This window comes from Chelatococcus caeni, from assembly GCF_014196925.1.
Taxonomy (GTDB): domain Bacteria; phylum Pseudomonadota; class Alphaproteobacteria; order Rhizobiales; family Beijerinckiaceae; genus Chelatococcus_A; species Chelatococcus_A caeni.
Genome location: NZ_JACIEN010000001.1, coordinates 956,787 through 980,758, shown reverse-complemented (window position 1 = coordinate 980,758; position 23,972 = coordinate 956,787). Strand labels below are relative to the sequence as shown.

Annotated in this window: 29 protein-coding genes; 17 read left to right on the top strand and 12 right to left on the bottom strand. The window is 68.9% G+C overall.

From position 1 onward, the window contains the following. Positions 1–6: 6 nt before the first annotated feature. Positions 7–1,188, bottom strand: coding sequence for a GNAT family N-acetyltransferase (locus GGR16_RS04765; RefSeq protein ID WP_183315846.1), 1,182 nt, complete (start codon positions 1,186–1,188; stop codon positions 7–9). A 47-nt stretch (positions 1,189–1,235) separates the two neighbouring features. Beyond that, positions 1,236–2,558, bottom strand: coding sequence for an oligosaccharide flippase family protein (locus GGR16_RS04760; RefSeq protein WP_183315845.1), 1,323 nt, complete (start codon positions 2,556–2,558; stop codon positions 1,236–1,238). A 234-nt stretch (positions 2,559–2,792) separates the two neighbouring features. Here GGR16_RS04760 and GGR16_RS04755 point away from each other — a divergent pair, with 234 nt between their 5' ends. From GGR16_RS04755 to GGR16_RS04735, 5 genes are all read left to right on the top strand, one after another. Next, the gene (locus tag GGR16_RS04755; protein WP_019400111.1) at positions 2,793–3,965 is read left to right on the top strand and encodes an isovaleryl-CoA dehydrogenase; all 1,173 of its coding nucleotides are present in this window, start codon (positions 2,793–2,795) and stop codon (positions 3,963–3,965) included. Positions 3,966–4,456: 491 nt separating this feature from the next. Next, the gene (olsC, locus tag GGR16_RS04750; protein WP_183315844.1) at positions 4,457–5,293 is read left to right on the top strand and encodes an ornithine lipid ester-linked acyl 2-hydroxylase OlsC; all 837 of its coding nucleotides are present in this window, start codon (positions 4,457–4,459) and stop codon (positions 5,291–5,293) included. A gap of 54 nt (positions 5,294–5,347) precedes the next feature. After that, entirely contained in the window at positions 5,348–6,184 is an 837-nt protein-coding gene (locus GGR16_RS04745; protein WP_183315843.1) for an aldo/keto reductase, read from the top strand. Between the two features lie 149 nt (positions 6,185–6,333). Further along, a complete protein-coding gene (locus GGR16_RS04740) occupies positions 6,334–6,852 on the top strand; it encodes a lysozyme inhibitor LprI family protein (protein ID WP_183315842.1) in 519 nt (172 codons plus the stop codon). Positions 6,853–6,885: 33 nt separating this feature from the next. Next, positions 6,886–7,677 carry a YdcF family protein gene (locus GGR16_RS04735; protein WP_183315840.1) on the top strand — a complete coding sequence of 264 codons (792 nt, stop codon included), beginning with the start codon at positions 6,886–6,888 and terminating at the stop codon, positions 7,675–7,677. Between the two features lie 95 nt (positions 7,678–7,772). On the opposite strand, the gene GGR16_RS04730 is transcribed toward GGR16_RS04735, so the two are convergent. Then, positions 7,773–8,048 (bottom strand): DUF3253 domain-containing protein, encoded by a 276-nt coding sequence (locus tag GGR16_RS04730; RefSeq protein WP_019400116.1) that lies wholly within the window; start codon positions 8,046–8,048, stop codon positions 7,773–7,775. A gap of 31 nt (positions 8,049–8,079) precedes the next feature. After that, positions 8,080–8,778 carry a DUF599 family protein gene (locus GGR16_RS04725; RefSeq protein ID WP_183315839.1) on the bottom strand — a complete coding sequence of 233 codons (699 nt, stop codon included), beginning with the start codon at positions 8,776–8,778 and terminating at the stop codon, positions 8,080–8,082. A 144-nt stretch (positions 8,779–8,922) separates the two neighbouring features. Between GGR16_RS04725 and GGR16_RS04720 the strand changes: the two genes are divergently transcribed. After that, positions 8,923–9,351 (top strand): rhodanese-like domain-containing protein, encoded by a 429-nt coding sequence (locus GGR16_RS04720; protein WP_019400118.1) that lies wholly within the window; start codon positions 8,923–8,925, stop codon positions 9,349–9,351. 37 nt (positions 9,352–9,388) lie between these two features. Next, positions 9,389–9,730, top strand: coding sequence for a DUF6665 family protein (locus GGR16_RS04715; protein WP_246372811.1), 342 nt, complete (start codon positions 9,389–9,391; stop codon positions 9,728–9,730). 89 nt (positions 9,731–9,819) lie between these two features. On the opposite strand, the gene rpsI is transcribed toward GGR16_RS04715, so the two are convergent. From rpsI to GGR16_RS04695, 4 genes are all read right to left on the bottom strand, one after another. Then, positions 9,820–10,302 carry a 30S ribosomal protein S9 gene (gene rpsI, locus GGR16_RS04710; protein WP_019400120.1) on the bottom strand — a complete coding sequence of 161 codons (483 nt, stop codon included), beginning with the start codon at positions 10,300–10,302 and terminating at the stop codon, positions 9,820–9,822. 2 nt (positions 10,303–10,304) lie between these two features. Further along, positions 10,305–10,769, bottom strand: a complete 465-nt coding sequence (rplM, locus tag GGR16_RS04705) for a 50S ribosomal protein L13 (protein ID WP_019400121.1) — start codon at positions 10,767–10,769, stop codon at positions 10,305–10,307. 206 nt (positions 10,770–10,975) lie between these two features. After that, positions 10,976–11,419 carry a PaaI family thioesterase gene (locus GGR16_RS04700; protein WP_019400122.1) on the bottom strand — a complete coding sequence of 148 codons (444 nt, stop codon included), beginning with the start codon at positions 11,417–11,419 and terminating at the stop codon, positions 10,976–10,978. Next, positions 11,389–11,571 (bottom strand): hypothetical protein, encoded by a 183-nt coding sequence (locus GGR16_RS04695; RefSeq protein WP_156332784.1) that lies wholly within the window; start codon positions 11,569–11,571, stop codon positions 11,389–11,391. Before GGR16_RS04695 ends, GGR16_RS04700 begins: the two co-directional genes overlap by 31 nt. Between GGR16_RS04695 and GGR16_RS04690 the strand changes: the two genes are divergently transcribed. The 8 genes from GGR16_RS04690 (at position 11,546) to GGR16_RS04655 (ending at position 17,394) form a co-directional block, all read left to right on the top strand. Further along, entirely contained in the window at positions 11,546–12,361 is an 816-nt protein-coding gene (locus tag GGR16_RS04690; protein ID WP_183315837.1) for an enoyl-CoA hydratase, read from the top strand. The two genes, GGR16_RS04695 and GGR16_RS04690, sit on opposite strands and share 26 nt — an antisense overlap. Further along, positions 12,358–12,939: a CoA-binding protein gene (locus GGR16_RS04685; protein ID WP_019400124.1), complete on the top strand. Its 582-nt coding sequence runs from the start codon at positions 12,358–12,360 to the stop codon at positions 12,937–12,939. The genes GGR16_RS04690 and GGR16_RS04685 overlap by 4 nt, the downstream gene beginning before the upstream one ends. Positions 12,940–13,162: 223 nt before the next feature. Next, entirely contained in the window at positions 13,163–13,489 is a 327-nt protein-coding gene (locus tag GGR16_RS04680; RefSeq protein WP_019400125.1) for an ArsR/SmtB family transcription factor, read from the top strand. Next, positions 13,486–13,896, top strand: coding sequence for an SRPBCC family protein (locus GGR16_RS04675; protein ID WP_019400126.1), 411 nt, complete (start codon positions 13,486–13,488; stop codon positions 13,894–13,896). Before GGR16_RS04680 ends, GGR16_RS04675 begins: the two co-directional genes overlap by 4 nt. 53 nt (positions 13,897–13,949) lie before the next feature. After that, complete coding sequence (locus tag GGR16_RS04670; protein WP_183315836.1) at positions 13,950–14,180, top strand: hypothetical protein; 231 nt, start codon at positions 13,950–13,952, stop codon at positions 14,178–14,180. A gap of 4 nt (positions 14,181–14,184) precedes the next feature. Continuing rightward, the gene (locus GGR16_RS04665) at positions 14,185–14,685 is read left to right on the top strand and encodes a DUF1801 domain-containing protein (protein ID WP_183315835.1); all 501 of its coding nucleotides are present in this window, start codon (positions 14,185–14,187) and stop codon (positions 14,683–14,685) included. Between the two features lie 110 nt (positions 14,686–14,795). Then, positions 14,796–16,076, top strand: a complete 1,281-nt coding sequence (locus GGR16_RS04660) for an O-acetylhomoserine aminocarboxypropyltransferase (protein WP_183315834.1) — start codon at positions 14,796–14,798, stop codon at positions 16,074–16,076. Between the two features lie 25 nt (positions 16,077–16,101). After that, positions 16,102–17,394 carry an O-acetylhomoserine aminocarboxypropyltransferase/cysteine synthase family protein gene (locus tag GGR16_RS04655; protein ID WP_183315833.1) on the top strand — a complete coding sequence of 431 codons (1,293 nt, stop codon included), beginning with the start codon at positions 16,102–16,104 and terminating at the stop codon, positions 17,392–17,394. 12 nt (positions 17,395–17,406) lie between these two features. Here the strand turns inward: GGR16_RS04655 and GGR16_RS04650 are convergent, their stop codons facing one another. Both GGR16_RS04650 and GGR16_RS04645 read right to left on the bottom strand, forming a co-directional pair. Continuing rightward, on the bottom strand, positions 17,407–17,616 hold the full coding sequence (locus GGR16_RS04650) for a hypothetical protein (protein WP_183315832.1): 210 nt from the start codon (positions 17,614–17,616) through the stop codon (positions 17,407–17,409). 230 nt (positions 17,617–17,846) lie between these two features. Then, positions 17,847–18,941 carry a COX15/CtaA family protein gene (locus GGR16_RS04645; RefSeq protein ID WP_183315831.1) on the bottom strand — a complete coding sequence of 365 codons (1,095 nt, stop codon included), beginning with the start codon at positions 18,939–18,941 and terminating at the stop codon, positions 17,847–17,849. Positions 18,942–19,074: 133 nt separating this feature from the next. Here GGR16_RS04645 and GGR16_RS04640 point away from each other — a divergent pair, with 133 nt between their 5' ends. After that, positions 19,075–19,290, top strand: a complete 216-nt coding sequence (locus tag GGR16_RS04640; protein ID WP_019401853.1) for a DUF2842 domain-containing protein — start codon at positions 19,075–19,077, stop codon at positions 19,288–19,290. A gap of 21 nt (positions 19,291–19,311) precedes the next feature. Here GGR16_RS04640 and GGR16_RS04635 read toward each other — a convergent pair whose 3' ends face one another. After that, complete coding sequence (locus GGR16_RS04635) at positions 19,312–20,367, bottom strand: polysaccharide deacetylase family protein (protein WP_183315830.1); 1,056 nt, start codon at positions 20,365–20,367, stop codon at positions 19,312–19,314. A gap of 108 nt (positions 20,368–20,475) precedes the next feature. On the opposite strand from GGR16_RS04635, the gene GGR16_RS04630 reads away from it, so the two are divergent. Next, positions 20,476–21,663 (top strand): GNAT family N-acetyltransferase, encoded by a 1,188-nt coding sequence (locus tag GGR16_RS04630; RefSeq protein ID WP_183315829.1) that lies wholly within the window; start codon positions 20,476–20,478, stop codon positions 21,661–21,663. Between the two features lie 10 nt (positions 21,664–21,673). Here the strand turns inward: GGR16_RS04630 and GGR16_RS04625 are convergent, their stop codons facing one another. Then, the gene (locus GGR16_RS04625; RefSeq protein ID WP_183315828.1) at positions 21,674–23,842 is read right to left on the bottom strand and encodes a GumC family protein; all 2,169 of its coding nucleotides are present in this window, start codon (positions 23,840–23,842) and stop codon (positions 21,674–21,676) included. Positions 23,843–23,972 lie beyond the last annotated feature (130 nt).

Below are 23,972 nucleotides of genomic sequence, written 5' to 3'. Positions count from 1 at the left end.
CGTCGCCTACTGCCAGAAGCGCTCGATCAGCTCCTTCGCCTGCTCGCGCAGGCGCCGTGTCTGGCGCACGGTGAGGAGCATCATGTCGAAATACCAGCGCGGCGTGCTCGCCGTCGTGGCGAGGAATACGGCACCGACCTCCTGCTCCTCCAGCCAGTAGGCGGCGAGCGGATGGTTGGGCTGGGCGCAGGAATCGAGCCGCGCGTAAGCCTTCTCGTCCAGCGTGCGGCGCAGGAGGTGAAGATCGAGCAGCGTGCCCGGGCTCGCCTGCGACAGGCTCTCGTCATAGGCGCTCTTGGCCGCATAGACGACGCCGCCACGCACGAGATTGACGTTGATCGCCACGGCCCGGCCGGCGACGGCCAGCACGTCGAAGGCGACGCCATCGGCCACGCGCTGCGGCCCGAACAGGTGCTCGCCGAAACCCTGGGTGGCCTCGCTCTTGGCGAGGGCGGTGCCTGCGGCCCCCTTCCAGCCGGCCGCCTCGAGGGCGAGGAAATCCGCATAGGCGCGCGCCGCCTCGGGCCCCGGCCCCCGGACGCTGTGGAAGGTCACCTCCCCCTGGGATGCCAGAAGCTGCTCGGCGCGGCGCAGGTTGCGCCGGCGCTTGGGCGAATAGCGCGCGGCATAGGCGTCGTAGGAGAGGTCGCTCTCGACGGCCGGCCGCGTGTATCCGTACAGCCATGCGTGGCTGAGGCCCTGCCTGGCCATGACGTTCTCGAGCGCGATCGACGCGCCGCGCCCGCGCGGCAGGCGGGGGCACTTGAGGACCGCGCCGCCCCGGCAGAGGTTGCCGAGATCACCGAGGAAGGCTTCCCACACGCCTTCCGGATCGCTTTCGGAGATCAGGGGCGCGCTGGTGGCGGAGAACATGTGGTTGACGTAGAGGCTCGGCAGCGGCCAGAGGACGCCCTGCCTCAGGGCGCCGAACTGCAGCGGGAACAGCCCGGCGAGTTCGCCCCCTTCCCTCCCGTCGCGCCAGATGGCGACGACCCAGAGCGTGCCCCCCTCGACATAGCGGGCGGCCGCCAGCAAGGCGTCCGGCTCATAGAACGGATTGGGCTCGACCGCCGACTTCGCCAGCCTCTCCCAGGCTTCGCGGTGCGGCAGCAGGTCCGCCACCGTCGTCATGACGCATCGGTAGGTGGCATTGGGCGGATGCGTGCTTCCGTGAAATGCGACTCTCATCATTCCCTCCCCCGAACCCGGCATGCTCCTCAGTCCCGATCCCCCGATCACGCTTGCCCCCCCGGCCCGATACGGCCGCCCGATGCCGTCCCGCCGCGCAGGTGACCGCCGAGAAGGAGCCACGCGCCGATGCCGAGGATGGCCGTCGTCGCCGCCATGGCGGCGAGGGAGGCGAGCCCCGCCCCCACGATGCCGAGGACCGGCACCAGGGCGAGCCCCGTCGCGACATTGACGACGAGCCCGGCGAGCTGGCCGATGAAGGTCCAGCGCTCGCGCCCGAGCACGTTGAGCAGGTCGTCGGCCGGCCCGACCGCGGCGCGGAGCACCTGCGCGGCGATGAGCAGCGGCAGCACCGCCGTGCCGGCCACGAAGGCCTCGCCGAACAGGCCGAGGACGAAGCCGCCGATGAGCCACAGCACGAGGCCGCCGACGAGCACCGGCACCAGCGTGACGACGGCCGCATGGACCGCGCGGCGCGCGAGGGCATGCCGGTCGCCGCTCGCCGCCATGGTGGCGAAGCGGTAGCCCATCGCGGCGCTGACGGAATATTCGACGAAGCCCAGCACCGAGGCGACACGGGTCGCGGCGAAGTAGATGCCGACCGCCGCCGGCGGCAGGAAGGCGCTGAGCACGATGGTGTCGCCATAGGTGCGCAGGAGCCGCGCGCCGTCGGCGAGAAAGAGGAGCCCACCCGAGCGCAGCCACAGCGGCAGCACGCGGCGCAGGTTCTTCTTCGGCACGTCCGCCTTGGGCAGCCGGCGCGTGAGGAGGACGTGCTGGACGGCCGCCGCGATGACGAGCGCGACGAAAGTGGCGGCCATCGCCGTGACGGCCGTGCCCGGCCAGCCGAGGCCGTAGGCACCGGCGACCAGGCCGAGCACGAGGAGCTGCCGCAGGATGTAGGGCGGGATGAAGGCGAGGCCGAGCCAGCCGCGCGAGCGTGCCGTGCCCTCGAGCAGGTCGGCATAGGCGAAGACGGGCACGCAGGCGGCCGCGATGAGGAAGGGCGCAACCCCGCCGGCCCAGCCGCCGGCAAGAAGCGTCACGGCGGCGCCGACAAGGGCGAGAACGCCGGAGACGAGGGCGACGACCCGCCGCCCGACGGTGAGGAAGGCGTCGTGCAGGGCCATGTCGCCCTTCTGCCGATAGCGCGGCAGGAAGCGCACCACCGTCTGGCTGAAGCCGAAGCAGCCGGCGAAACCGCCGATCGTCACCCACAGCCACGCGAGGGCGAAGATGCCGTATTCCGACGCGCCGAGGGCCCGCGCCAGCGCGAACTGCACCACGTAGCCGATACCCGCCGAGGCGACGCGAATGGCGAGCGTGGTCGCCGCCGACAGCACCTGGCGCGAGGCGAGCCTTTGTGCCACGCGGCGCCATCCCGCGGGAGCCTTCGGCTCGAGATGCTGCGGGGACGGTTGCAAGGGCGCTCCGGGGCTTTCGACATAAAGATGGCTGGACGCTAGCAGCGCCCGCTTAATGACGGGCTAATGGGTGTGCGCGAGGCCGAGGCGCCGGCTTGGCATCGGCGCACGGCCCAGTGCGCTGACAGGCTTCCGCCCATGCGCGTATAAGAGGGACCAAGATCAGAGGAGGAGGCCGCCATGCTCAGCAACCGTCCGCAGGACTTCAACTTCGACCTCGGCGAGACGGCCGACGCCATCCGCGAGACGGTGCACGCCTTCGCGCAGGACAAGATCGCCCCGCGCGCCGAGGAGATCGACCGCACCAACACCTTCCCGCGCGACCTGTGGCCCGAGATGGGCGCGCTCGGCCTGCACGGCATCACCGTGGAGGAGGAGTTCGGCGGGGCCGGCCTCGGCTATCTGGAACATTGCGTGGCGATGGAGGAGGTCTCCCGCGCCTCCGCTTCGGTTGGCCTCAGCTACGGCGCCCATTCCAACCTCTGCGTCAACCAGATCCGCCGCAACGGCACGGCCGAGCAGAAGCGCCGCTACCTGCCCAAGCTCATCTCCGGGGAGCACGTCGGCGCGCTCGCGATGTCGGAGCCCGGCGCAGGCTCCGACGTCGTCTCGATGAAGACGCGGGCGGAGAAGCGCGGCGACCGCTATGTCCTCAACGGCAACAAGATGTGGATCACCAACGGGCCCGTCGCCGAGACGCTCGTCGTCTATGCCAAGACGGACCCCGAGGCCGGGTCGCGCGGCATCACCGCCTTCCTCATCGAGAAGGGCATGAAGGGCTTCTCCACCGCCCAGAAGCTCGACAAGCTCGGCATGCGCGGCTCCGACACCTGCGAACTCGTGTTCGAGGACTGCGAAGTGCCCGAGGAGAACGTGCTCGGCAGCGTCGGCAAGGGCGTCAACGTGCTGATGTCGGGCCTCGACTACGAGCGCGTGGTGCTGGCGGCCGGGCCGATCGGCATCATGCAGGCCTGCCTCGACGTGGCGATGCCCTATGTCCACGAGCGCAAGCAGTTCGGCCAGCCGATCGGCTCGTTCCAGCTCGTGCAGGGCAAGCTCGCCGACATGTATGTGACGATGAACGCCTGCAAGGCTTACGTCTACGCCGTGGCGAAGGCGTGCGACCGGGGCGAGACGACACGCGAGGACGCGGCCGGCGCCATCCTCTACGCCGCCGAGAAGGCGACGCAATGCGCCCTCGACGCCATCCAGCTCCTCGGCGGCAACGGCTACATCAACGATTATGCGACCGGCCGCCTGCTGCGCGACGCCAAGCTCTACGAGATCGGCGCCGGCACCAGCGAGATCCGCCGCATGCTCATCGGCCGCGAGCTCTTCGAGAAGACGAAGTAGCGGCGGCGGGCGCGAATCACAACCGCCGCGCTGCAATCGGCCATGACGTGCGGCGGCTCCCCGCGTCATGCCCGCGCCTGTCGCGGGCATCCACGCTTTTAAGACAAAGAGCAACGTCAAAGACGTGGATGGCCGGGACGAGCCCGGCCATGACCTTGCAGAGTGGAACACAAGCGCTTTCAAACTAGAGACAGCGCTTTCAAAGTATTGGCTGATCGTCAGCCTGCATCAGCGCGGCAGTTCTCCCGTCATAAAATCGCCATCGCCGACGATCGAACTGCCCGCGGTCGCAGCGGCGGGCGCGAGCGCTCGTTGCTGTTTCGAACAGCTCCAATCTGCTGTCGGCCCCGCTTCTTTTGCATGCAGCGGACGGTAGAATCGCATTCAGGGCCGTTGCGGCCAACGGCGGCTGTCATTAGCTAACTACGGTTGAGCGCGGTCGAAACCGCAAGACCATTGGCGCGGGGCACCCAGGACCGGGAGCAGGAACTTTGAAGCAGGAAGCCCACACCTCCACGGCCACGGCCGGCGGCGCGACGCAGACCTTCGGCACCGAGGGCATCGCCCCCATGGACCGGCCGAGCCTCGTCACGCGCGTGCTCATGGGCATCGTCGCCTGGGCCGAGAAGCTCAACCTCAACTATTCCAAGGTCGGCAACCCGCCCGTCTACGACAATGCCACCTTCCCCTGGGTGGCGGAGATCGAGCGCGAGTGGCCCCTCATCCGCACCGAACTGGAGAAGGTGCTGGTGCGCCAGGCGGACCTGCCGTCTTTCCAGGACATCTCGACGGACGTGAAGACCATCAGCAAGGACACGGGGTGGAAGACCTTCTTCCTCGCCGGCTACGGCCTCACGTCGGAGCAGAACATCAAGCAGTGCCCCGAGACCTGGCGCATCGTGCAGAAGATCCCGGGCCTCAAGACGGCGATGTTCTCCATCTTCGAGCCCGGCAAGCACCTGCCGGCGCACCGCGGGCCCTACAACGGCGTGCTGCGCCTGCACCTCGGCCTCATCGTGCCCGAGCCGCGCGACAAGCTCGCCATCCGCGTCGACAAGCAGATCTGCCACTGGGAAGAGGGCAAGGCGCTCGTCTTCGACGACGCCTACAACCACGAGGCCTGGAACCACACGGACAAGACGCGCGTCGTGCTCTTTGTCGACTTCGTCAAGCCGCTGCGCTTCCCGGCGAACCTCGTCAACTGGCTGCTGCTCAACATCGCTGTCTTCACGCCCTTCATCCGCGAGGGGCTCGACAATCACAAAGAGTGGGAAAAGCGCTTCTATGCTCAGGCCGAGGCGCTGCGCAACAGCAAGGCCGCCGGCTGAGCCGCGCCCGCGGCCGGCCCCGCAACCGACGTCCGAACGAACGAGGTATCCCGCATGACCGCTCCGCTCGTCGAAGCCAACGGCGCCGCCATTCCCGCTCTCGGGCTCGGCACCTGGGAAGCAACGAATGACGCCTGCATCGCTGCCGTCCAGTGGGCGATCGAGGCGGGCTACCGCCACATCGACACCGCCGCCCGCTACGGCAACGAGGAGGCCGTGGGCCAGGGCATCCGCGCCTCCGGCATCTCCCGCGACAAGCTCTTCGTGACGACGAAGGTCTGGTACGAGGACCTCTCGGAGAGCAACGTGATGCGCTCGGCCGAAGCGAGCCTCAGGCGCCTCGGCCTCGACGCGGTCGACCTGCTGCTCATCCACTGGCCGAACGCCAGCATCCCGCTGAAGGAGACGATCAAGGCGCTCGGCCGGGCGAGGCGCGACGGGCTCACGCGCCACATCGGCGTCTCCAACTTCCCCGTCGCGCTCCTCGACGAGGCGGTGGCGCGCTCGGACGAGCCGCTGGTGGCCAACCAGTGCGAATATCACCCCTACCTCGACCAGTCGAAGGTCCTCGACGCCTGCCGTCGCCACGGCCTCGCCTTCACGGCCTATTGCCCGCTCGGCCGCGGCCAGCTGCTCGACGAGCGTGCGGTCATCGAGATCGCCGAGCGGCACGGCAAGACGCCGGCCCAGGTGGTGCTGCGCTGGCACGTCCAGCAGCCGGGCGTCGTCGCCATCCCGAAATCCGCCAACCGCGAGCGCATCGCGCAGAACATCGACATCTTCGACTTTGCGCTCGACGAGGACGAGATGGCGCGCATCAGCGCCCTCGCCAGGCCCGACGGGCGCATGATCGATCCCTCCTGGGCGCCCGCCTGGGACAAGGCCGCCTGAGGCGCGAGCGGCGGCGGTTGCCTAGATCCTTCTCGCCCGGCGCTGCGGCTTCTCGCCAGTCCGGCGCAGGCATCGCCGCTTGACGCGGGGCTGCAGCCTGACGCCATGATCCCACCATGCAGGAACGGGATTCGATGCCGCAGCCTCCCATGCCGAGATCTGGCCGACGCACCGCCGCGGCGGTTGCCGGCCTTCTCGCGCTCGCCGCGGTGGGACTTCCCGCCCCCGCGGCTGCGACGGAGCTGAAAAGCGCCGGTGAGGTCATCGCCGCCGATCGTGACGCGATGGCCCAGTGCCTCGGCGAGAGCGGCCGCGCCCCGTCGGCCTGCATCGGCTCCATCGCGCTCGTCTGCGCGCGGCGCGACGAGGGCGATCGCCGCGCGGCGGAGATCGCCTGCTCACGCCGTGAGGTCGCCGTCTGGCGCGAGCGCATGACGAGCGCGATCGCCGCCCTCGACGGCAAGCTCGACGGGGCGGCACGCACCCATTTCACGGCCGTGCAGCAGGCCTGGGAGAGCTATGCGGACCTCAACTGCAGCTTCATCTCGCAGGCGTTCCCCGCCTCACCGCGCGCGGCGGTCTTCGAGGCGGGCTGCGAGCTCAGGGAGGTGGCCGAGCGCACCATCCATGTCGAGCGGCTGCTGCGGCGGCTGAGCGAGACCCGCTGATCGCGGGCACCAGGCGGGCAATACGGGGCAGCCATGTTTTTCTATCTCTCGAAGATCTTCTGGTTCTTCGTCACGCCGAGCAACGTGCTGACCGTCATCACGCTTATCGGGCTCGTGCTGCTCTTCTCGCGCTACCGCCGCCTCGGCCGCGGCCTCGTGGCCATCGGCATCATCGGCTTCCTGATCGTCGGGGCCTCGCCGCTCGCCCGCATCTCGATGCGGGTCCTCGAGGACCGCTTCGCGGCCGTGCCGCGCCTCGATGGCGAGCCCGTCGCCGGCGTCATCGTGCTCGGCGGCGCCATCGGCATGAACCGCCATCAGATCAAGTTCACCGATGCCGCCGCGCGCATGACGGCGACGATCGAGCTCGCGCGCCTTCTGCCCGAGGCCCGCATCGTCTTCACCGGCGGCTCGGCCAGCCTGCTGACGGAAGAGGAATATACGGAGGCCGATGCGGCGCGGGCGCTGTTCACGGCCGTCGGCATGCGGACGGAGAATGTCCTCTACGAGGACCGCTCCCGCAACACGCGGGAGAATGCGCTCTTCACCCGCGACCTGGTGCAGCCGCGGCCGGGCGAGCGCTGGCTGCTCGTCACCTCGGCCTATCACATGCCGCGTGCCGTCGGCTGCTTCGAGGCCGTCGGCTTCGATGTGGTGCCCTATCCCGTCGACTTCCACGCCGACGGCAAGCCGGACGACTTTTATCGCCCCTTCCGCACCTTCTCGGAGGGGCTACGCCTCGCGGACCTCTCGGCCAAGGAATGGGTCGGCCTCGTGGCCTACCGCCTGATGGGCTACACGCCGACGCTGCTTCCCAGGGGATGATCCCCGGCGCGGATCGAGGGCGGGAGCCTCCCCGCCCAGCGGGAGAGGGAATCAGCGCACGCGCCGCGCCCGTCGCGCTGCGGTATTGGAAACGATCACTCCACGCGCGGCAGCCCGATGCGGTAGATGCCGCGGAAGTCGTCAGGGTCGACCGGCTTGCCCTTGCGGTAGATGACGAGGCGTCCCTCGTGCGCGAGGGCCACGGCGACGCGCCGGACGGGCTGCATCAGCGGGCCCCAGGCATCCGGGTGCGGGCCGGCGTGGGCGCGGGCGACCGCGGTGGGGTCGAGCGTCTTGCCCGGTCCGCATTCAGCGGCGAGCGTGAGCATGAGGGTGGCGATTTCGGCGTCGCGAGTCGCATCGGCTGTCATCGCTCCTGCCTGCCCCTCCCGGGCCGCCGCGTCAATCGCGTTCCCGCACGTCGAGCGCGGCCCGCGCCTCCGACGAGAACTGGCGCCGCGCCATGACGACGAGCACCGCGGCCGTCGAGAAGAAGAAGAGATAGGGGCTGAGGAACCAACCGAGATAGGCGAGCGCGAAGAAAAAGGCGCGCTGGCCGCGGTTGAAGTGGCGCCCCGCGACGACCGCCATCTGCCCCGCCCGCGCGGCGGCCGCCCGGGCCGCGGCATCTGCGGCCCTGTCCTTCTCCGCCGCCGGCGTCGCGCCGATGAGGATCGCGGCATAGTTGAACAGGCGGTAGGACCAGGAGAACTTGAAGAAGGCGTAACCGAAGATGATGACGATGCCGATGACCTTCAGCTCCCAGGCGATGCGTGTGGTCTGCAGGCCGAAGGGCAGGTCGGCGACGAGGGTGAGCACCTCGTCTGTCGAACGCAGCAGGGCGAGCGCGCCGCCGATGACGATGAGCGAGGTCGAGGCGAAGAAGGCGGTGCCGTTCTGCAGCGTCGCCATGATGGTGGTGTCGACGATGCGCAACTCGCGCTCGAGCATCCGCGCCATCCAGACGTGGCGATAGTTGTTCATCATCACGTTGAGGCTCTGCTCGGCGAAGCGCGAGTGCTCGACGACGATCTTGTAGCCGATCCAGGCGACGACGAAAAAGCCGAGGGCGACATAGTCCGCCGGGCTGAAAACCTCCACGTGCCATCCCCATATAGATGTCCAATCACGAACATCGTGCCCGATGGCCGGTGCGGGAACAATCTGCGCGCCGCGATCTCCCCAAGGAAGAGGCGACCGCGCTAGCATGGCGTGCCAGCCGCGGGCGACGGGAGGATCGAGACGATGCCGCAGAACATCACCCTGGGTTACAAAAAGATGCTCGCCGAGGCCGAGCGCGCGGTCGAGACCCTCGACGCGCCGGCGGCCATCGCCCTGCACGGCCGCGACGACGTCGTCTTCGTGGACCTGCGCGACCCGCGCGAGCTGGAGCGCGAGGGCACCATTCCCGGCGCCTTCCATTGCCCGCGCGGCATGCTGGAGTTCTGGATCGACCCGGAGAGCCCCTATCACAAGTCGGTCTTCTCGCAGGACAAGCGCTTCATCTTCTTCTGTGCCGGCGGCTGGCGCTCGGCGCTCGGCGCGGCGACCGCCGCGCGGATGGGGCTCAAGCCCGTCGCCCATCTCGGCGGCGGCTTCGCCGCCTGGCGCGAGGCCGGCGGGCCGACCGGGCGCTTCGAACTGCGGGAGCAGCGGCCGGTGGCCGCGAAGTGATGCGGCAGCGATAAAGGCAATGTGAGCCGGGCAGCCGATGAGCCTGCGTCCCCCTCGCCTCACCTCCCGCGCCGATACAACCGGCATGGCCTATGACGCCCTGCAGCAGGAGATGCTGCAGGAAAGCGCCTCCGCCCTCGGGCGTCTGGGGCGGGCGCTCGAAGCCGCGCTCGCCGCCATCGAGGCCTGCGATGCCGGCAGAGGCACCGACGCCGACCGGAAACGGCTGGTGCGGCAGGCGGGCACCGCGCTGTGGCACCTCGTCGTCCAGCGCGAGGCCTGCGGCCTGCGCTCGAGCGCCCAGCTCTACCGCGACTACCGGGTGCCGCAGGACGTGATCAATGCCATGGGGATGGGGCCGCCGGCGGATAGGCGATGAGTCGCCTGGTGCGCACAGGCGAGAGCCGAAAACAAAAGGGCGGCCCGAGGGCCGCCCTTTTCGCGTGGAAAGCGTGAAACGCGAGGCGATCAGCGCTTCGAGAACTGGAAGGAACGGCGGGCCTTGGCGCGGCCGTACTTCTTGCGCTCGACGACGCGGCTGTCGCGCGTCAGGAAGCCCTGCTTCTTGAGGACGGAGCGCAGCTCCGGCTCGTAGTGGGTCAGCGCCTTGGCGAGGCCGTGGCGCACAGCACCGGCCTGGCCGGAGAGGCCGCCGCCGGTGACGTTGACCATCACGTCGTACTGGCCGACGCGCTCGGTCAGCACGAGCGGCTGCTGCAGGATCATGCGCAGCACCGGACGCGCGAAATAGACGTCGAGCTCACGGTCGTTGACGACGATCTTGCCGGCGCCGGGCTTGATCCAGACGCGCGCGATGGCGTCCTTGCGCTTGCCGGTGGCATAGGCGCGGCCGAGCTTGTCGAGCTTCTGCTCGTGCACGGGCGCCTCGGACACGGCCTGCGGGGCAACCGCCTGGCCGAGATCGGAAAGGCTCTGGAGGGTCTCGGCCATGATCAGGCGCTCCTCACGTTCTTCGAATTGAGCGCGGCGACGTCCAGCGCCTCGGGCTGCTGAGCCTCGTGCGGATGCTGCGAACCGCCGTAGACGCGCAGGTTGCCGAGCTGCTTGCGGCCCAGGGGGCCGCGCGGGAGCATGCGCTCCACCGCCTTCTCGACGACGCGCTCGGGGAAGCGGCCCTCGAGGATGAACTTGGCGGTGCGCTCCTTGATGCCACCCGGATAGCCGGTGTGGTGGTAGTACACCTTCTGCTCACGCTTGCGGCCGGTGAGCACCACCTTGTCCGCGTTGATGACGATGACGTTGTCGCCGCAGTCGACGTGAGGCGTGAAGGAGGGCTTGTGCTTGCCACGCAGGCGCATGGCGATGATCGAGGCGAGGCGGCCGACGACGAGGCCCTTCGCATCGATGAGCACCCACTTCTTCTCGACGTCGGCCGGCTTTGCCGAATAGGTCTTCATGGGTCTCTTCCGAGATGATGCGGAGACCTTCTCGAGGACCCCGCGGGAACACTGCAACGGCGCCGCACGGGGCAGCGCCGTTCAAGGTGGGCGTGCTCTACATGAGGCCGGCGCCCGCGTCAAGCGCGGTGGCGAGGCGTCAACGCGGACAACCCGTTAAATATCAATAACTTACCTATAATGGTATTATAATACCGCAATTTTCTTCACCGCGGCGGGATGGAATAGGTCCCTGTCGCATGGGCGACGGGCTCCTCCTCCCCGTCCGAGAAGATGGTGACCTCGCCGACGGCGAGGCGCTTGCCGAGCTTGAGCAGGCGGCAGTCGGCGAGAAGGTCGCGCCGGCCGGGCTTGCGCAGGAAGTTGAAGGACAGGTTGGTGGTGACGGCGAGGCCGACCGGGCCGATGGCGCCGAGGATGGCGACGTAGAGAGCAAGATCGGCGAGCGCCATGATGGTCGGCCCCGAGATGGTGCCGCCCGGGCGGATGTGGCGCTCGTCATAGGCGCAGCGCAGGCGCGCCGACATCGGCCCCACCGCCTCGACGCCATAGATGCGCCCGCCGGCGTGGATCTGGGGAAATTCCCTGTCCAGGAACGCCTCGAGCTCGGCCACGCTCATCACCGGCTGCAACTCTGCCCATGCCGCCATGCGCGCATCCCCCTTCCCGTTTCATGGATCTCGACCATATTGCCTTGGTTGCAGCATGCCGTGACGCCGCCGACAATAGGCAGATCGGCAAACCGGCCTTCGGCGCCCGCGCCCGGCGAGGAATGCATGAATACCGAGACGACGATCGACACGCCCGCGCTCCTCGTGGAGGAGCCCGAGGAGGGCATCGCACTCCTCACGCTCAACCGGCCGAAGGCCCGCAACAGCCTGAGCGAGGCGCTGATGGCCGCCGTCAGCGAGGAGCTTGACGGCATCGCCAGCCGGCAGGACGTGCGCGTCGTCGTCCTTGCGGCCGCGGGCCCGGTCTTCTCGGCGGGGCACGACCTCAAGGAGATGACCGCCCGCCGCGCGGATCCCGACCGTGGACGCGCCTATTTCACGGAAGTGCTCGGCACCTGCTCGGCCATGATGCAGCGCATCGTGCGCCTGCCGCAGCCAGTGATCGCCGCCGTCGAGGGCGTTGCGACCGCGGCCGGCTGCCAGCTGGTGGCGAGCTGCGACCTCGCCGTCGCGGGGGCGGCGGCACGGTTCTGCACGCCGGGCGTCCACATCGGCCTCTTCTGCTCGACGCCGATGGTCGCGCTGTCGCGCAACGTCCCGCGCAAGCACGCCATGGAGATGCTGCTGACGGGAGAGATGGTCGACGCGCAGGACGCGGCGCGCTTCGGCCTCGTCAACCGCGTGGTCGCTGAAGGCGAGGCGCTCGCGGCGGCGCTCGCCATGGCGCGCACCATCGCCGCCAAGTCGCCGCTGACCCTGAAGATCGGCAAGCGCGCCTTCTACGAACAGCTCGAGATGGGCCTGAGCGACGCCTATCGGCACGCCAGCGCCGTGATGGTGGAGAACATGCTGGCGCGCGATGCCGAAGAGGGCATCGGCGCCTTCATCGAGAAACGCGAACCGAACTGGCAGGGCCGATGATCCCGAACGCCCCCTCCTCCACCCGGGCCGCGGCGCCCGGCGCCGTGGAGCATGACAACTATTCCGATGCCTATATCCGCGATATCCTGAAGAGCGTGAAGACGATCGCGCTCGTCGGCGCCTCGGCCAATCCGGCCCGGCCGAGCTATATCGTCACGAAATACCTCCTCGAACGGGGCTACGACGTCATCCCGATCAACCCGGGCCTCGCCGGCAAGACCCTGCTCGGCAAGACGGTCTACGGCCGCCTCGCGGACATTCCCCACCCGGTCGACATGGTTGAGATCTTCCGCAACTCCGAGGCCGCGGGCCCGGTGACGGACGAGGCGCTGGCGCTCTCGCCGCTGCCCAGGGTCATCTGGATGCAGCTGTCGGTGCGCAACGATGCGGCCGCCGAGCGGGCCGAGGCGCGGGGGCTCAAGGTGGTCATGAACCGCTGCCCGAAGATCGAATACGGGCGCCTCTCAGGCGAGATCGGCTGGCAGGGGATCAATTCGCGCATCATCTCGGCCAAGAAGCCGGCCATGGCCGACAAGGGCTTCCAGAAGCGCACCATCTTCAAGCCGGGCGACCGATAGGCCGTTCGTTCGAGCGAACGGCGGAACGCTCCGGCAGAGCCGTTCCCCTTCCCACCCTTTCCAATCGCCAATGACCCGCCAGGGCAATTCCCGGCGGATCGACGGCCTGCCTTCGCCGGAAGCATCCCCATCGAGCACGCGCCAGCGCCCTCGGCCAGGGAGCCCATTGACTCATCCATAGCCCGCCAGTTATGGATTATTCATAGCTGGAAAGTTATCGATCGTGACATCGCAAGCCCACGACCTCCTCTTCAGGACGCTCGCCGATCCGACGCGGCGCGCCATCTTCGAGCGGCTGTGCCGCGACGGAGACCAGACGGTCGCCGCGCTGACGGCCAAGGCGGGGGTCTCCCAGCCGGCGGTCTCGAAACATCTCGGGATCCTGAAGCGGGCGGGGCTGGTGCGCGACCGTCACGAGGGCCGCCAGACGCATTACAGCGCGCAGCGCGCCGCCCTCGCCCCGCTGGTTGACTGGACCAGGCAGATGTCGGGTTTCTGGCAGGCCAGGTTCGATGACCTTGAAGACCTGCTCAAGAGAATGGACCAATGAGCGACACAGCCACCGAACGCCTTTCCGTCGTCGTCGAACGGGAATTCCCCTATCCGCCGGAAAAGCTCTGGCGCGCCCTCACACAGCCGCACCTCATCGAGGAATGGCTCATGAAGAACGACTTCAAGCCGGTGGTGAACCACCGCTTCAACCTCACCGCCGACTGGGGCGCGGTCGACTGCCGGGTCGAGACCGTCGAGCCCGACAAGCGGCTGTCCTATAGGTGGGACACCAAGGACCTCGAGAGCGTCGTCACCTGGACGCTGACGCCGACGGAGACCGGCACCCACCTGCGCATGGAGCAGACGGGCTTCCGGCCGGATCAGCAGCCCTATTACCGGGGTGCCATGGCGGGCTGGCCGCGGTTCCTCTCGGCGCTGGAAGAAGTCCTGACGCGGATCGATTGAGGCAGAGGCCGCCGGCCGTCGAAGCCGTCCCGGAAGAAAAAAAGGACCTCCCGATGAACTGGAGCGCGTCGATCCGCCGTTTCCACCGGTGGCTGTCGGTTGCTTTCACCGTGGGCTTCATCGCCAACGTCGTCGCCATGTGGGGCGGCACGGAGCCGCGCTTCTGGGTCTATCTCCTGGCGCTCGTCCCGCTCTTCCTGCTGTTTCCCACGGGCCTCTACATGTTCGTGCAGCCCCATGCCGCGCGGTGGCGTACCATGCGCCACATCCCGCAGGAGCAGTGAACGGATGACGAAGCCCCCCGCCAAACCTGCGAAAGCGGCCAAGCCTGCGAAAACGGCAAGGACGAAGACCGCCACCGGGGCTGCAACGGAAGCGGCGCAGCCGGGCGGGGTCGTTCTTCTCTCCGGGGGCAATCCCCAGATCCCCAAGGGATACGGCGATGCCCCCATAGAGGCCTATATCGCGGCCATGCCGGGCTGGAAGAGCGAGCTCGGCCGCCGCCTCGACACGCTGATCGTGCGGGCCGTCCCGGGCGTCACGAAGGCCGTTAAGTGGAACTCACCCTTCTACGGCGTGGAGGGCCAGGGCTGGTTCCTGAGCTTTCATTGCTTCACGAAATACGTGAAGGTGACATTCTTCCGCGGCGCGTCGCTCGATCCCGTTCCGCCCGGCGCGTCCAAGCACAAGGACGTGCGCTATCTCGACATCCACGAGGGCGGTCTCGATGAAGAGCAGTTCGCCGCCTGGGTGAAGCAGGCCAGCCGCTTGCCCGGCGAGAAGATCTGAGCGGACAGCGTACACACGGCTCCTCGTTCTCTCCTCCTCGTTGACGGCAAACGCGTCGTTCGTTATTACGAACGAACGCCTTTTAAAGCGAATGCCGGAGGAGATGTTCCATGGCCGACCGTGTGCCCGGGTTCAATACGCTTGCCATCCACGCCGGTGCCCAGCCCGATCCGGCGACCGGCGCGCGCGCCACGCCCATCTACCAGACGACCTCCTTCGTCTTCGACGACGTCGACCACGCGGCCTCGCTCTTCGGCCTGCAGGCCTTCGGCAACATCTACACGCGCATCGGCAACCCGACCTGCGCGGTGCTGGAGGAGCGCGTAGCGGCGCTCGAGGGCGGCACGGCGGCGCTCGCCGTCGCTTCCGGCCATGCGGCGGAGTTCCTGACCTTCCACGCCCTGCTGCAGCCGGGCGACGAGTTCATCGCCTCGAAGAAGCTCTATGGCGGCTCGATCAACCAGTTCAACCATTCCTACAAGAGCTTCGGCTGGAACGTGGTGTGGGCCGACCCGGACGACCTGTCCACCTTCGAGCGGGCCCTGACGCCCAAGACCAAGGCGATCTTCGTCGAGTCGATCGCCAACCCGGGCGGCGTCATCGTCGACATCGCCGCCATCTCGGCCATCGCCAAGCGGGCCAACATCCCGCTCATCGTCGACAACACGATGGCGACGCCCTATCTGTGGCGCCCCTTCGAGCACGGGGCCGACATCGTCGTCCATTCGGCCACCAAGTTCCTCGGCGGCCACGGCAATTCCATCGCCGGCCTCATCGTCGACGGCGGGACCTTCAACTGGGTCGGCGACGAGCGCTATCCGATGCTGTCGAAGCCGCGGCCGGAATACGGCGGCATGGTGCTGGGCGAGACCTTCGGCAACTTCGCCTTCGCCATCGCGACGCGCGTGCTCGGCCTGCGCGACCTCGGCCCGGCTTTGTCGCCCTTCAACGCCTTCCTCATCCTCAACGGCATCGAGACCCTGCCGCTGCGCATGCAGCGCGTGTCGGATTCGACGCTCACGGTGGCGCAGCACCTCGCCTCCCATCCGGCCATCGCCTGGGTGAGCTATCCCGGCCTCGAGGGCGACCGCTATTACACGCTCGCCAGGCGCTACTGCCCGAAGGGCGCCGGCGCCGTCTTCACCTTCGGCCTCAAGGGCGGCTATGAGGCGGGCGTCAACCTCGTCTCGAAGCTGCAGCTCTTCTCGCACCTCGCCAATATCGGCGACACGCGTTCGCTCGTCATCCACCCAGCCTCGACCACCCACCGCCAGCTCAGCGACGAGCAGAAGGTGGCGGCCGGCGCCGGGCCGGACGTGGTGCGCCTGTCCATCGGCCTCGAAGACCCGGCCGATCTCATCGCCGACCTCGACCAGGCCCTGTCGGCCTGAGCCTGCCCGTTGCGGAGCGTGACCCATGAGCGTTGAGTGTAACAAGACGGGCTTTGCCACGCGGGCGGTGCATGCGGGTGCGGCGCCCGACCCGGCGACGGGGGCCCGCACCACGCCGATCTACCTGACGAACGGCTTCGTCTTCGACGATCCCGAGGAGGCGGCCGACATCTTCGCCCTGCGCAAGATCGGCTTCTCCTATTCGCGCGGCAGCAACCCGACGACGGCGGCGCTGGAGCGCCGCGTCTCTGATCTCGAGGGCGGCACCCTATCGGTCGCCATCGGCTCCGGCCAGGCGGCACTCCTCGTCATCCTCCTGACGCTCATGGAAAGCGGCGACGAATATGTCGCCGCCAGCCGCCTCTTCGGCGGCTCGCTCGGCCTCATGCGCCGCCTCGAGCAGCGCCATGGCCTCAAGGTCCATTTCGCCGACCCGACCGACCCCGCCAGCATCGCGGCCGCCGTGACGGGGAAGACGAAGGCGATCGTCGTCGAATCCATCGTCAATCCCTGCGGCAGCGTCGTGGACCTTCAGGCGATCTCGGCCATCGCCAAGCGCCACAAGGTGCCGCTCATCGTCGACAACACGCTGGCGAGCCCCTATCTCATCCGGCCGTTCGAGCACGGGGCCGACATCGTCTTCCATTCGACGTCGAAGTTCCTCGGCGGCCACGGGCAGGTCATCGGCGGCATCATCGTCGACGGTGGCAGCTTCGACTGGGCGGGCGACGCGCGCTACCCGCTCATCTCGGCGCCCTGGGGCGACTACGAAGGCATCGTGCTCGCCGAGGCCTTCCCTAAGAACGCCTTTGCCGTCGCGGCCCGCCTCTATGGCCTGCGCGACCTCGGCCCGGGCATCTCGCCGGCCACCGCCTTCCTGACGCTGACCGGAATTGAGACGCTCCCGTTGCGCATGGCGCGCCACTGCGCCAATGCCAAGGCCGTGGCGCAGCACCTTGCCGCCCACCCGGCCGTGGCGGAGGTGAGCTATCCCTCCATCGAGGGCCATCCCGGCAAGGCGATCGCCGACCGCTACAGCCCGGAGGGGGCAGGCTCGGTCTTCACGGTGGCGCTCAAGGGCGGGGACCAGGCTGCGACGCGCTTCATCGCGGCGCTGAAGCTCTTCTCGCACATCGCCAATATCGGCGAGACGCGCTCGCTCGCCATCCATCCGGCGACGACCACGCACCGCAACATGCCGCCGCAGGAACGGGCGAAGGCAGGTGTTGCGGGCAATGTGGTGCGCCTGTCGATCGGGCTGGAGGACGCGGCGGACATCATCGCCGACATCGACCAGGCGCTGGCGGCGGCCTCCTGAGCCGCCGCCTCCTCAGCAGTGATAGCTGGAATCGGCGGGCGGCCGGATGCGGCGGCCCGCCTCGGACACCGTGGCGACAACCGGCCGCGGCTGGAAGAGTTCGCGTGCAGCTGAGTGCGGGCGGCCCGTGCGCCGGCGCGTCGCGCCCTCCGCGAGCTCGGCCATGCAGATGCAGGATGCAGCGATCCCGGGCCACAAACCCGCGTGGAAGATCGTCACCATGCCCGCCATCGACGTGCCCTCCATCAGCCACGGCCGTCGTCCGCCTGAAGCGAACCTTAACGCAGCTTTATCCTGAGCGCGACCGCCGCCCGCGGACGTGCGCGAGCACACGACTCATCCATTCGGACTAAAGCCGTCGACATCCGATGGGATGTCGCCCGAGGATTAACGGGGAAAGGCTTGCACCAGCCTGCCGGCGCGGCGGCGCACAGCGGAAAAGGCTCGCGGCCTCAGGCCCGGGCCGGCACCGCGAGCGGCGCCAGCTCGGGCATCCGGCGCCGGTGATGGACGCAGGCGCCGAGCAGCAGCACGGCGAGACCCTGGTGCAGCAGCGCGGCCCACAAAGGCACGACGAGCAGCAGGGTGGTGATGCCGACGAGCGCCTGGGCGACGACGAGCGCCGCGAGCAGCGTGGCCCGTCGCGCCGTCGCGCTCCCCGGCATGCTGCGCAAAGCGTCCACCGCATGCCACAGGGCGAGAGCGAGCAGCACATAGGCGCCCAGGCGGTGGTTGAACTGCACGAGGGCGATGCTCTCGACGAAGTTCTCCGCCCACGGCGTGATCGGGAAGAGCGTGCCGACGGCGGGCACGAGGCGCCCGTCCATCAGCGGCCAGGTGTTGTAGGAGAGGCCCGCGTCGAGCCCGGCGACGATCGCGCCGAGGGCGATCTGCAGCACGGTGAGACCGATCAGCAGGGAGGCGGTGCGCCTGAGGCGCGCCGGCGCATGCTCCGGCGCAAAGCGGCCGAGGCCGGTCGCGACCCAGACGAGGGCGCCGAGGATGCCGCAGGCGATGAGCATGTGCAGCATGAGCTTGACCGGCGCGACCGCCGTCATGCCCGGCTTCAGGCCGGAGGCCACCATGATCCAGCCGACAGTGGCCTGCAGCCCGCCCATGGCGCCGATGGCGGCGATGGTCAGCAGCAGGCGCCCGCGCACCTGCCCACGCCAGGCGAAGAACGCGAGCGGCAGGAAGAAGGCGAGCCCGATGAAGCGGCCGAGCTGGCGATGCCCCCACTCCCACAGATAGATCGACTTGAACTCGGCGAGCGTCATGCCCTTGTTGACGAGCTCGTATTGCGGGATCTGGCGGTAGAGGTCGAACTCGCGCTGCCAGGCCTCCTCGCTCATCGGCAGGAGGGCGCCGGTGACCGGCTTCCATTCGGTGATCGACAGGCCGGAATCCGTGAGGCGCGTCGCGCCGCCGACGAGGATCATGACGAGCACGAGGCCGGCGAGCAGCCAGAGCCATGCCCGGACCGGCGCCATGCGGCGCGAGGCCTCCCGGTCGACCTGCGGGACGGAAATGGAAACGGCACTGTTCATGGCGCGTGAAACTGTCTACTTCCTGCGGCTGCAAGGCCCTTGCGGCCTCGTTCGTCCCGCGAGACATAGGCCTTTGCAGGCGGCGGCACAACGAGCCGCACCGCCGCACCCTGGAACCGGATGAGGAGCCCCCATGCAACGGCGCACACGCAAGCTCGTCGGCACCATCGCGATGCTGATCTTCGTCTGCGTCTATGCGCTCGTCGTCATGGCACTCGCGCAGAGCCGCCTGCCCGAGATGGCGAAGGGCGTCGAGCTCCTCTTCTACGCCGTTGTCGGCATCGGCTGGATCATTCCCCTGCTGCCGCTGGTGCGATGGATGGAGCGCAAGGACAAAAGCGAGACTTGAGAATCCCTTGCGCAGACCTGTTCAAGCGACGTCGAGCTTGCGCCCCCGGTTCCACAAGAGGAAGGGCACGCCCGACAGGAGCGCCCGCGCCGCCGCCCTCGTCTGGTAGAGGCCATTGAGGGACACGCGCGGCAGCGCGGTCAGATGCTGCGCGTGCTCCACGAAGAGATGGCCCGGACGCGTCGTCACGGCGGTCGCGAAGCCGGCCTCCCGGGTGATGGCGAATTCCCGCGGTCCCGCCGACGTCGGATCGCCGACGGGATAGGCGAAGTGCCGCACCGGCTGCCCGACACGCTCGGCGATGATGGCCCGGGAGCGCTCGATCTCCTCGCGCGCCCGCGCCGCATCGTGTTTCGCCAGCATCGGATGGGTCAGCGTGTGGGCGCCGATGGTGACGCCCGGCACGCGCGCCAGCGCCGCGATCTCCGCCCAGTCGAGGCAGAGTTCCTCGACGAGCGCACGGCCATCGACGCCCGCCCGCTCGGCAAGACCCGCGATGACCGCGAGCAGCCGCTCTTCCGGTCCGCGTCGCAGCGCCCAGTAGAGCTGCTCGAAGGCCGCGCTCTTTTCGGCATCGGTCCGGGCCGGATGGGCGAAGGCGAGGTCACCATCGTCGACCGCCACGTGATCGAGACGGCGCACGGCCTCCTCCAGCTCCAGCCACCACAGCCGTGCCGTGCGGTCGGCGAAACCGCTGGTGACGAAGACCGTCCAGGGGGCGCCGTGCCGTTCGAGGACCGGCTGCGCATGGACGACATTGTCGCGGTAGCCGTCGTCGAAGGTCAGCGCCAGGAAGGGCGCGGCGTCGGGACGCGGATCGGCGAGCCGCTCCGGCACCTCGTCGAGAGGCACGAAGCAGAAGCCCTCCGCCTTCGCGAGCGTCAGCACCTCGTCGAGAAAGCCGGGCGTCACCTCCAGAAGGGCATTGGGCGCAAAGCCGCGGCCGGCATCCGGGCGCACATGGTGCAGCATCAGGATCGCCCCCCTGCCCCGCGCCGCGCCGGCCAGCCAGCGGTCCGCCCCCGTCAGGCTGATCGCCTGCATCCCGAAGCTGATGATCATGCTGCGTAGATTCATGCTTCCTTGGCCGTTTCCTTGCTAGAGGAAGGACAGAACCGCCCGCGCACCGGCGCGGATGCGGAATATTGCGTCATTCTGGAACAGGTCTTTGCAGGAATGGGAGCGATGACGACTACCCTCGACGTCTTCGACGATGCCCCGGCGGCAGTGCAGGACGCAAGCGTCGGCCTTGAGGTCGACGTCCTCGACGATCCGGCGGCCATCGCCTCCTGCTGGCGCGACTTCGAGCGCAAGGCGCTCATGTCGCCCTACCAGTCCCATGCCTGGGTCAGCGCCTACGACCATTGCTGGCAGGAGAGCCGGCGGCCGAAGCGGATGCTCCTTAGGGTGCGCGACGGCGCCGGCACGGTGCGGGCGCTGCTGCCGCTCGACGTCTTCTCCCGCCTGGGACTGACGATGGCGACCATGCCGGGCGCCGGCCATGCCAATTTCCACATGCCGCTCCTGGCCCACGGGGCCGCGCCGTCCGCGGACGAATGGGCAGAAGTGCTGCAGCGGGCCGGCCGGGCTGCCGGCATCGACCTCTTCACCTTCCGCCATCAGCCACAGGCCTGGCACGGACAGGAGAACGCGCTCGCCGCCGTCATGTCCCAGCCGAGCCCGAGCAACGGCTATCAGCTCACCGTCGACTTCCCGGCCGCCGAGGCGCGCACGCGCATCCTGAGCCCCAAGCGCCGTCGCGTCTTCAAGTCGAAGGAACGGGCCCTGTCGGAGCGCGGGGCATTCGTTCCCCGCCTGATGGAGAGCGAGGAGGACGTGCGGCGCGCGCTTGCCGCCTTCCTCGCCCAGAAGGCCGAGCGCTTCGCCGCGCAGAAGATCGCCAATCCCTTCGCCGATCCGGGCATCCAGGCCTTTCTGCTGGCCGCCTGCCTGCCGCAGCCCGACGGCAGCCCGCCGCCGCTCCGGCTCTACGCCCTGCTCATCGGCGACGAGATCGTCGCGACGCGGGCGGGCACCGTCTGGGGCACGCATATCAGCGTGATGTTCCACTCCTTCGACCAGCGGCCGGAGATCTCGCGCTCGAGCCCGGCGGAGGTCCTGTTCGTCTACATGATCGAGGCGATGACCGCCGAAGGCTTCACGCATTTCGATCTCGGCGTCGGCGACCTGCCGTACAAGCGCGTCTTCTGCAAGGAGGTGATGGAGCTGCGCGACGGCATCGTCCCCGTGTCGGCGAAGGGACGGCTCCTTGCCCCGCCGCTCAAGGCCGCGGTCTGGGCCAAGCGTCGCGTCAAGCAGTCGGAAAGACTGTCGGCGCTCTACCAGCGGCTGAAGCCCTCTCCCGCAGCCTGACAGGATGCCGTCAGGCTGCGGCGCGCGCGCCGTCCGCCTGCGGCACGACGACGATGATGTCGCGCGCCTTCGCATCGGCGAGGCGCCCGTAGGCCGCGCGCGTCGCCTCGGCCTGCTCGGCCTCTTCCGAGACGAGCACCGCATGGTCGACATGCGGCAGGACATGCGCGGCGAGCGCCTCGAGACCCGCCGCATCGACGACGAGAATCACCCACTCGTAGGTCTGGTCGAGGGCGAGCAGCGGCAATTCGAGCGCGCCGGGCTTCGCGGCGAGGGCAGCGGCGAGGTTCGTGCCGGCCGAGACGTGGTGCAACCGGGTGCCGGCATCACGCCCGATGACGTCGGAAAAGGAAGCGCTGCCCGACGCTAGCTCGGCGAGGCCGGGGCGTCCGGCGCCGCGCGCCGCTCCCTCCGCCGTCAGGTCGAGCAGAATCGTGCGTTCGGTCCTGACGCGGTCATCGGCCAGCGTGCGCGCGAGCGGCGCGGCGCCGGCACCGGCCGCGGCCTCCGTCACCAGCACGCGCCGGCCCCGTCCCTCCGCGGGACGATCACCGAGCCGTGCCAGCAGCGGCGCCAGCGCTCCGGAGGCCGCGCCTGCCTCCGCCGTCGCGGCAGCACTCCCCTCATCGCGCGGCTGCGGAGGCGCCTGCGCTTCGGCCGCTGCAACGACCGGCTCGTCCGCCACGGGCGGCGCGGCGGGAGCGGGCTCGACGCGCGGCGGCTCGGAGACGGCCTGCGCCGGCGGCAGATAGGCCAGCGGTGCGGCCGCCGGGACGAAGGCCCGCCCGGACAGGAGTTCCAGCGCGATGACGAGCGTCGCCGCCAGCGAGAAGGCCACCAGGGTGACGATGGCGATGATCGGCACCTTCTTTGGGAAGTTCGGCGTGCCCGGCACCACGGCGCGCGAGACGATGCGCGCATCCGCTGGGCTCGCGTTCTCCACTTCGCGCGCCTGCGCCTCGCGATAGCGGGTCAGGTAGGTCTCGAGCTGCTCGCGCTGGGTGCGCGCCTCGCGCTCGAGCGCACGCAGCTCCACCTCCGATTCCTTGGCCTTCGCGGCCACGGCGCTCTGGGTGTCGAAGGCCTTCTGCACGCTTTCGACGCGCGCAGCGGCGAGGCTCGCCTCGTTCTCCAGCGAACGCACGGTGCGCTGGGCCTCCTGCCGGAGCTGGTTTTCCAGGTCCGCGATCTGGGCGTTGAGCTGCTTGATGCGCGGGTGGGCCGGCAGAAGCGTCCGCTCCTCGAGGGCGAGTTGCGCCCGCAGCGCGATGCGCTGTTCCAGGAGGCGACGGATGAATTCGTTGTTGGCGACATCGGGAATGTCGAAAACCCGGCCGGAGGCGATCATGTCGCGGATCAGACGCGCCTTCGCCTCGGCCTCGGCCTGGACCGAGCGGGCGGCGGAGAGTTGCGCCGAGAGCTCGGCGAGCTGCTGGGCCGGCAGCGTCACCTCGCCGGCACTGCCGCTCATGAGGCCGTGGCGGGCGCGGAAATCCTCCACCTTCGCCTCGGCCTCGGCGACCTGCTTGCGCAGCGGCTCGATGGTTTCGGCCAGCCATTGGGAGGCGGCCTGCGTCGCGCTCTGCTTCACGGCGCGCTGGAAGTCGAGATAGGATTCGGCGATCGTGTTGGCGGCGCGGGCGGCGAGGTCCGGGTCGGCCGACGAGAACTCGATGGCCACGACCCGCGATCGCGGCAGCGGGAAGACATTGAGACGCTGGTAGTAGGTGGCGAGCACCCGCTCCTCTGGCGGGCGCGCCTTGCCCGAGCCGCCGAGGCCGATCCACTGCATGACGCGCTGGCTGAGGCCGAGCACCCGCGCATCCGGGTCGAACTCGGGATTGCCGACGAGGCCGAGCTTGCCGATGACGTCGCGCGCCAGATCGCGCGACATGATGACCTGCACCTCGCTCTGCACCGCTTCCTCGTCGAACTGGGAAGCGGCACCGGCACCGCCTTCCGGGCGCGTGTAGAAGGTGTCGCCGCTGACGAGGAGAACGCTCGTCTCTGCCTTGTAGCGCGGCGTGATGAGATTGACGATCAGGAACGCCCCGACGAAGGCGAGAAGGGTCGGCAACGCGATCCACATCCGGCGCCGCACCAGCGCGCGCCAGATCACCCCCAGATCGAGATCGTCCCCGCCGGCCGGAGCCCCCCCGGCCGCGACTTCCTTCGACATCGGCGCCTCAAAATACGAAAAAGCAACGCCTCAACGTTGCACACAAGGCGTTGCCGCCAGGTTAAGCCAGCCTGATGGACGGCAAAGGCCATCGGCATACGCAAAAATCAACTTTTGTTAACCATAGCGG

Excerpts from the sequence above, each read along its gene's own strand:
- GGR16_RS04765 (WP_183315846.1), bottom strand. The coding sequence starts at position 1,188 with ATGAGAGTCGCATTTCACGGAAGCACGCATCCGCCCAATGCCACCTAC.
- GGR16_RS04755 (WP_019400111.1), top strand. The coding sequence starts at position 2,793 with ATGCTCAGCAACCGTCCGCAGGACTTCAACTTCGACCTCGGCGAGACG.
- GGR16_RS04745 (WP_183315843.1), top strand. The coding sequence starts at position 5,348 with ATGACCGCTCCGCTCGTCGAAGCCAACGGCGCCGCCATTCCCGCTCTC.
- GGR16_RS04740 (WP_183315842.1), top strand. The coding sequence starts at position 6,334 with ATGCCGAGATCTGGCCGACGCACCGCCGCGGCGGTTGCCGGCCTTCTC.
- GGR16_RS04735 (WP_183315840.1), top strand. The coding sequence starts at position 6,886 with ATGTTTTTCTATCTCTCGAAGATCTTCTGGTTCTTCGTCACGCCGAGC.
- GGR16_RS04730 (WP_019400116.1), bottom strand. The coding sequence starts at position 8,048 with ATGACAGCCGATGCGACTCGCGACGCCGAAATCGCCACCCTCATGCTC.
- GGR16_RS04720 (WP_019400118.1), top strand. The coding sequence starts at position 8,923 with ATGCCGCAGAACATCACCCTGGGTTACAAAAAGATGCTCGCCGAGGCC.
- GGR16_RS04715 (WP_246372811.1), top strand. The coding sequence starts at position 9,389 with ATGAGCCTGCGTCCCCCTCGCCTCACCTCCCGCGCCGATACAACCGGC.
- rpsI (WP_019400120.1), bottom strand. The coding sequence starts at position 10,302 with ATGGCCGAGACCCTCCAGAGCCTTTCCGATCTCGGCCAGGCGGTTGCC.
- rplM (WP_019400121.1), bottom strand. The coding sequence starts at position 10,769 with ATGAAGACCTATTCGGCAAAGCCGGCCGACGTCGAGAAGAAGTGGGTG.
- GGR16_RS04700 (WP_019400122.1), bottom strand. The coding sequence starts at position 11,419 with ATGGCGGCATGGGCAGAGTTGCAGCCGGTGATGAGCGTGGCCGAGCTC.
- GGR16_RS04690 (WP_183315837.1), top strand. The coding sequence starts at position 11,546 with ATGAATACCGAGACGACGATCGACACGCCCGCGCTCCTCGTGGAGGAG.
- GGR16_RS04685 (WP_019400124.1), top strand. The coding sequence starts at position 12,358 with ATGATCCCGAACGCCCCCTCCTCCACCCGGGCCGCGGCGCCCGGCGCC.
- GGR16_RS04675 (WP_019400126.1), top strand. The coding sequence starts at position 13,486 with ATGAGCGACACAGCCACCGAACGCCTTTCCGTCGTCGTCGAACGGGAA.
- GGR16_RS04670 (WP_183315836.1), top strand. The coding sequence starts at position 13,950 with ATGAACTGGAGCGCGTCGATCCGCCGTTTCCACCGGTGGCTGTCGGTT.
- GGR16_RS04665 (WP_183315835.1), top strand. The coding sequence starts at position 14,185 with ATGACGAAGCCCCCCGCCAAACCTGCGAAAGCGGCCAAGCCTGCGAAA.
- GGR16_RS04660 (WP_183315834.1), top strand. The coding sequence starts at position 14,796 with ATGGCCGACCGTGTGCCCGGGTTCAATACGCTTGCCATCCACGCCGGT.
- GGR16_RS04655 (WP_183315833.1), top strand. The coding sequence starts at position 16,102 with ATGAGCGTTGAGTGTAACAAGACGGGCTTTGCCACGCGGGCGGTGCAT.
- GGR16_RS04650 (WP_183315832.1), bottom strand. The coding sequence starts at position 17,616 with ATGGTGACGATCTTCCACGCGGGTTTGTGGCCCGGGATCGCTGCATCC.
- GGR16_RS04645 (WP_183315831.1), bottom strand. The coding sequence starts at position 18,941 with ATGAACAGTGCCGTTTCCATTTCCGTCCCGCAGGTCGACCGGGAGGCC.
- GGR16_RS04640 (WP_019401853.1), top strand. The coding sequence starts at position 19,075 with ATGCAACGGCGCACACGCAAGCTCGTCGGCACCATCGCGATGCTGATC.
- GGR16_RS04635 (WP_183315830.1), bottom strand. The coding sequence starts at position 20,367 with ATGAATCTACGCAGCATGATCATCAGCTTCGGGATGCAGGCGATCAGC.
- GGR16_RS04630 (WP_183315829.1), top strand. The coding sequence starts at position 20,476 with ATGACGACTACCCTCGACGTCTTCGACGATGCCCCGGCGGCAGTGCAG.
- GGR16_RS04625 (WP_183315828.1), bottom strand. The coding sequence starts at position 23,842 with ATGTCGAAGGAAGTCGCGGCCGGGGGGGCTCCGGCCGGCGGGGACGAT.